Source organism: Micromonospora citrea (genome assembly GCF_049629545.1).
GTDB lineage: Bacteria > Actinomycetota > Actinomycetes > Mycobacteriales > Micromonosporaceae > Micromonospora > Micromonospora citrea_A.
This window is the reverse complement of the sequence record NZ_JBNADX010000054.1, coordinates 1-6,012: the sequence shown is the minus strand read 5'-3', so window position 1 is coordinate 6,012 and position 6,012 is coordinate 1. Positions and strand designations below refer to the sequence as shown.

The 6,012-nt window shown below is 74.2% G+C and carries 1 protein-coding gene; it reads right to left on the bottom strand.

From position 1 onward, the window contains the following. Nucleotides 1-6,012 (bottom strand): SDR family NAD(P)-dependent oxidoreductase (locus ACPFP2_RS29690; protein WP_424093535.1); only part of this gene is annotated, 6,012 nt, incomplete at both ends.

Sequence of the window (6,012 nt, the reverse complement as noted above, 5' to 3'; positions counted from 1 at the left end):
CGACAACACCCCCGCCACATGAGCGGCAGTCACCTCACCGATCGAATGACCCACCAGATAATCGGCCCGCACACCCCACGAGGAGAGCAGCTCATACAGCGCCACCTCCACCGCGAACAACCCCGCCTGGGTGAACACCGTCCGATCCAACAAGCCCGCCAGGTCACTGCCCGACTCGGCGAACACCACCTCCCGCAACGGACGGTCCAGCCGGCCGTCGAACAGGTAACACACCCGGTCGAAGGCGTCGGCGTACACCGGGAACCGGTCGTACAACTCCCGACCCATACCCGCCCGCTGCGCACCCTGACCGGTGAACAGCATCGCCCGGCGACCGGTGGCGATCTCGCCGGTGACGACGCCGGGTGCGGTCGTACCCTTGGCCAGCGCGGCCAGCCCGGCGCGCAGGTCGTCGACCGTGGAGCCCAGCACCACCGCCCGGTGTTCGAGGGCCGCCCGGGAGGTGGCCAGGGACCAGCCGACGTCCACCAGGGACAGGGCGTCACGCTCCCGCGCATACTCGGCCAACCGTCCCGCCTGCCCGGCCAGGGCCGGCCCGGACCGCGCCGACACCAGCCACGGCACCACCGGCAGGTCGGCGCTCGTGCCCGGCTGCCCGCCGGGGATCTCTCCTGCCCGCAGCGCCACGACCGACGTCGCAGCGGTGGTGCCCGGCTGCCCGTCGAGCGACTTCGGCTGCACGGCGACAGGCTCGGGCTCTTCGACGATGACGTGGGCGTTCGTTCCGGAGATGCCGAACGACGACACCGCCGCCCGCCGCGGCCGGTCGACAGCCGGCCACTGTCGCGCCTCGGTGACCAGCGCGACCGCGCCGGAGGTCCAGTCCACCTTCGACGACGGCGCGTCCACGTGCAGGGTGGCCGGCACGAGGTCGTGCCGCATGGCGAGCACCATCTTGATCACCCCGGCCACACCCGCTGCCGCCTGGGTGTGCCCGATGTTCGACTTGACCGACCCGACGAGCAGCGGCTCGCGCCCGTCGCGGCCCTGCCCGTACGTGGCCAGCAGCGCCTGCGCCTCGATCGGGTCGCCCAACGTCGTGCCGGTGCCGTGCGCCTCGACCGCGTCCACGTCCGCCGTGCTCAACCCGGCGTTGGCCAGCGCCTGCCGGATCACCCGCTGCTGCGCCGGCCCGTTCGGCGCGGTCAACCCGTTCGACGCCCCGTCCTGGTTGACCGCGCTGCCGCGCAGCACCGCCAGGATCCGGCGGTTGTCCCGCCGGGCGTCGGAGAGGCGCTGTACCAGCAGCACCCCGACGCCCTCGCCCCAGCCGGTCCCGTCGGCGGAGTCGGCGAACGAGCGGCAACGCCCGTCGGCGGAGAGCCCGCGCTGCCGGGAGAACTCGACGAAGGCCCCGGGGGTGGCCATGACCGTCACGCCACCCGCGAGGGCCAGGTCGCACTCCCCGGACCGCAGCGACTGCGCCGCCAGGTGCAGCGCCACCAGCGACGACGAACACGCCGTGTCGACGGTGACCGCCGGCCCCTCGAACCCGAACGAGTACGCCACCCGCCCCGACAGCACACTCGCGGAGGCGCCGGTGGCACCGTAGCCGGCGAGGCGTTCCCCGCCGTACCGGATGAGGTTGTCGAAGTCCTGGCCGTTGGTGCCGGCGAAGACACCGACGCGGCTGCCGCGCAGCGAGAGCGGGTCGATCCGGGCGTCCTCGATCGCCGCCCAGGACACCTCCAGCAGCAGCCGCTGCTGCGGGTCCATGGCGACCGCCTCGCGCGGGGAGATGCCGAAGAACTCCGCGTCGAACGCCCCCGCGTCGTCGAGGAACGCCCCCTGCGTCACGTACGACGCACCGGGGTGGTCCGGGTCGGGGTGGTGCAGCGCGGCCAGGTCCCAGTGCCGGTCGGTCGGGAAGTCGGACATCGCGTCGACGCCGTCGGCGAGCAGCCGCCAGAACTGCGCCGGCGATCCCGCTGCGGCGGGGAATCGGCAGCCCATGCCGACGATGACGATCGGGTCGTCGTCGGCGGGCCGTACCGTCGGGGTCCGCGTCGCGGGCAGCGCCGCCCCACCGAGCAGTTCGGTGCGGATGTGCGCCGCCAGGGCGGTGGGGTTGGGGTGGTCGAAGGCGAGCGTGGCGGGCAGGGTCAGCCCGGTGGCGACGTCGAGCCGGTTACGCAGTTCGACGGCCGTGAGGGAGGTGAAGCCGAGGTCCCGGAACGCCCGCGCGGCCGGCACCTGGTCGGCGCTGCCGTGGCCGAGCACGGCGGCGACCTCGGCGCGCACCAGGTCGCGCAGGGCGGTGAGCTGCTCGGCCTCGGTGAGTCCGGCGAGGCGCTGCCGCAGGGCGCCGCCGCCGGTGGCCCGCTCGGCGGTGGCGGCGTCGGTCACCTGCGGCGCGGTCAGCAGCTCGCGCAGCAGCGGGTCGGGCTGCCGGGCGGCGGCGTGGGCGGCCACCCGGTCCCAGTCGACGTCGGCGACCACGAGGTGGGTCTCGTCGTGGTCCAGGGCCCGGGTGAGCGCGCGGACGGCCGTCGCGGGGTCCATCGCCCCGATGCCGGTGCGGGCCATCCGGCGTTCGAAGTCGCCGGCGCTGACCCCGCCGTCGGCCCACAGGCCCCAGGCGATCGAGGTGGCGGGCAGCCCTTCGGCGCGGCGGCGGCCGGCGAGGGCGTCGAGCCAGGCGTTGCCGGGGGCGTAGTTGGCCTGCCCGGGGCCGCCCATGGTGCCGGCCAGGGACGAGAACAGCACGAACGCCGACAGGTCGTGCTCGCGGGTCAACGCGTCGAGGTTGCCGGCCGCGGTGACCTTCGCCCGCAGGGCGGTCGACATCTGCGCGACGGTGAGGGTGTCGACGACGGCGTCGTCGAGCGCCGCCGCGGTGTGCACGACGGCGGTGAGCGGCAGGTCGGTGGGCACGGTCGCCAACAGGTCGCGCAGGGCGTCACGGTCGGCCACGTCGCAGGCGGCGACGGTGACCCGGGCGCCGAGCGCGGTCAACTCCTCGGCGAGGGCGGCGGCGCCGGGCGCGTCGGGGCCGCGCCGGCTGACGAGCAGCAGGTGCTCGGCGCCGGCTGCGGCGAGGGCGCGGGCGACGTGACCGCCGAGGGCGCCGGTCCCGCCGGTGACGAGTGCGGTGCCGCGGGGGGTCCAGCCGCGACCCGGGCCCGCCGGCTGGCCGGCGCGGACCAGCCTCCGGGCGTACGGGCCGGTGGCGCGCAGCGCGACCTGGTCCTCGGCGTGCTCGCCGCCGAGCAGCCGGCGCAGCAGCCGTACGCCGCGTGGGTCGGCCGTCGCGGGCAGGTCGACGAGGCCGCCGAAGCGGTGGGGGTGCTCGGCGCGCAGGACGCCGCCGAAGCCCCAGAGCGTCGCCTGGTCAGGGTCGACGGGGTGGTCGCGGGGGTCGACGGAGACCGCGCCCCGGGTGGCGATCCAGAGCCGGGCGGGGATCCCGGCGTCGCCGAGGGCCTGGGCGAGGCTGACGGTGCCGGCGAGGCCGGCCGGCACACAGGCAGCATCGGGGTGCGCTCCGGGCGTCAGCCCCAGCAGCGACAGCACGACTCCGGGGCGCTCGTCGGCGTACGCCTCGGTGAGGTCGCGGGCCAGGCTGGTGCGGTCCCGGCCGGCGGCCACCGGCAGCACCCGTACGCCGGGCGCGGCGAGCGCGGCCATCCACTCCCCGGCGGCCCCGGCCGGGTCGGCGGGTACGACGAGCAGGAGGTCGCCGACCTCCTGCCGGTGGCTGTCGGGGAGCGCCTGCCAGGCGACCCGGTACCGCCACGAGTCGAGCCTCGATTCGACGTCACGGCGGCGTCGCCACGCCGACAGGGCGGGCAGCACCGCGCCGAGCGGGGCCTGCGGGTCGACGGCGAGGGTGGTGGCGAGGGCTTCGACGTCCTGGTTCTCGATGACCTGCCAGAACGCGTCGTCGTCGGGTGCGGTGCCGCCGTCGACGCCGTGGGCGCGGGTGCGGGCCTCCAGCCAGTAGCGGCGGTGGTGGAAGGCGTAGGTGGGCAGGTCGACGGTGTGCGGCTGGTGGCCGGTGTGGGTGAACCAGGCCGCCCAGTCCACGGGTGTGCCGGTGACGTGCAGGCGGGCCAGGGCGGTGACCAGTGCCGTGGTCTCCGGTTGGTCGCGGCGCAGGGCGGCGACGTGGTGGGCCGGCCGGTCGGTGGAGGTGTCGGCGGCCATCGCCGTCAGCGTGGCGTCGGGGCCGACCTCCAGGAAGGTACTCACCCCGGCCTCGTGCAGGGTGGCGATCGCGTCGGCGAACCGGACCGCCTCCCGCACATGCCGCACCCAGTACTCCGGCCCCGCGATCTCCGCCGGGTCCGCGACCCGACCGGTCAGGTTCGACACGATCGGCAACTTCGGGGCGTGCCAGTCCAGGCCGGCCAGGACCGCCCGGAACTGCTCCAGCATCGGCTCCATCAGACGCGAGTGGAACGCGTGACTGACCGACAGCCGCTTGACCCGCCAACCCCGCTCGACACACACCCGCTCGACCCGATCCAACTCGGCCACCGGCCCGGACAGCACCACCGACCGGGGACCGTTCACCGCCGCGACATCCACACCACCTGCACTGCCGCTGTCGGTGCCGCCGCTGGCTGCCAGGTCGACCACGCCACCGCTCGCGCTCGTGCCGCCGTCATCGCCTGCGCTGCCGGTGCCGATGACCTCGCGGACCTCGGCCTCGGACGCACCCACCGCCAGCATCCCGCCACCGGACGGCAACGCCTGCATCAACGACCCCCGCGCCGCCACCAACGCGCAGGCATCCTCCAACGACAACACCCCCGCCACATGAGCGGCAGTCACCTCACCGATCGAATGACCCACCAGATAGTCAGCGGTCATCCCGAACGACGACAGCAACTCGTACAGCGCCACCTCCACCGCGAACAACCCCGCCTGGGTGAACACCGTCTGATCCAACAGAGCCGACAGCTCACTGCCCGACTCGGCGAACACCACCTCCCGCAACGGACGATCGAGCGGAGCATCGAACAACGCACACACCCGGTCGAAGGCGTCCGCGTACACCGGGAACCGGTCGTACAACTCCCGACCCATACCCGCCCGCTGCGCACCCTGACCCGTGAACAACACCGCCCGGCGACCGGGGGTGACCTCGCCGGTGACGAGGCCAGGTGCGGTCGCGCCCTCGGCGAGGGCGGACAGGCCGGCGCGTAAACCGTCCGGGTCCGCCGCGAGCAGGACGGCCCGGTGTTCCAGGGCGGCCCGCGAACTGGCGAGGGACCAGCCGACGTCCGCCAGGGACAGGTCGTCGCGCTCCCGCGTGAACTCGGTGAGCCGGGCCGCCTGCCCGGCCAGGGCCGGTTCCGAACGCGCCGACACCAGCCAGGGCACCACCGGCAGGTCGCTGCCCGTCTCCGGCTGTCGGCCGGATGCCTCTCCCGCCGGCAGCGTGGCGGCCTGCATCGGCCGCCCGGTGGCGTCCGGCTGTCCGGTGCCCGTGCCCGTTTGCGCGTCGTCCGTCCGTGGCTCCGGCTCGGGCTGTTCGATGATGACGTGGGCATTCGTGCCGGAGATGCCGAACGACGACACCGCCGCCCGCCGCGGCCGATCCAACACCGGCCACGCCCGCGACTCCGTCACCAACGCCACCGCACCGGACGACCAGTCCACCTTCGACGACGGCACATCCACGTGCAGGGTCGCCGGCACCACACCGTGGCGCATCGCCTGCACCATCTTGATCACACCAGCAACACCCGCCGCCGCCTGCGTATGACCCAGATTCGACTTCACCGACCCCAACAACAACGGCTCAAGCCCGTCCCGGCCCTGCCCATAGGTGGCCAACAACGCCTGCGCCTCGATCGGATCACCAAGAGTCGTACCGGTGCCGTGCGCCTCCACCACGTCCACGTCCACCGACGACAACCGCGCCGACGCCAACGCCTGACGAATCACCCGCTGCTGCGACGGACCATTCGGCGCCGTCAAACCATTCGACGCACCATCCTGATTCACCGCCGAACCCCGCACCACCGCCAACACCCGATGACC